Origin of the sequence: Arthrobacter sp. GCM10027362 (assembly GCF_042679445.1) — a bacterium.
Taxonomy (GTDB): domain Bacteria; phylum Actinomycetota; class Actinomycetes; order Actinomycetales; family Micrococcaceae; genus Crystallibacter.
The window spans coordinates 1-686 of record NZ_JBHTML010000433.1; the positions used below are offsets into that span (position 1 = coordinate 1).

The window sequence follows — 686 nt, forward strand, 5'->3', positions numbered from 1 at the left end:
CCACGGCCTGGCCCACCGGCAGGCCGCCGGGCAGCGTGGTCCGGCGCAGCTCCCGGCAGGCGGCCAGCAGTTCCGGCCCCGCGGCGGCATGGATGGCCCCGTCCACCCCTCCCCCGCCGAGCAACCCCGAATTGGCGGCGTTCACCACCGCATCCACCGGCCGTGCCGTGATGTCGCCCTCCAGAATGCTGATTTCCATGGCACCGGAGTCTGCCACCGAAGATCCGTTACGGCTACAGTGGATAAGTGGAGATCCCCGACGGCCCGTGGCAGTGGCTCTACTACCCGGTGACCCTCGCGCTGACGATCCTCGATGCCCCGGTCCCGGCGTCGCCGTCCGAGACACTGGTGATCGGCGGGGGTACCCTGCTGGCGGGCGGACGGCTGCTGCTTCCCCTGGTGTATGCCAGCGCCTTCCTGGGCAGCTGGGCCGGCGACCTGCTCCTCTTTGTGCTCTTCCAGCGCGGCATCAACACCTGGCTCGGCAGGTTCCGCTGGGGGCGGGTGGTGGACCGCGCCATCTCCGCGGCCCTGGGCCGGGCCGGCACATCCTCCACCTATGCCGCCATCATGGCCGCCCGCTTCATTCCCGGGGGCCGGACCGCCGCGGTGGCCGCCGCCGGACTTGCCGATGTGCCGTTCCGGCCGTTCGCCGCGTGTTCCGCCGCCGGCTCGGCGCTCTGGGC

Annotated in this window: 2 protein-coding genes; one reads left to right on the plus strand and one right to left on the minus strand. The window is 72.3% G+C overall.

Translation table 11 applies throughout. The features are described 5' to 3' along the window. Positions 1–199: macro domain-containing protein (locus ACFQ36_RS23190; protein WP_377017979.1), on the minus strand; the 199-nt coding region annotated here is incomplete at its 3' end. Positions 200–246: 47 nt separating this feature from the next. Between ACFQ36_RS23190 and ACFQ36_RS23195 the strand changes: the two genes are divergently transcribed. Next, a partial coding sequence (locus ACFQ36_RS23195; RefSeq protein WP_377017977.1) for a DedA family protein occupies positions 247–686 on the plus strand: 440 nt, incomplete at its 3' end.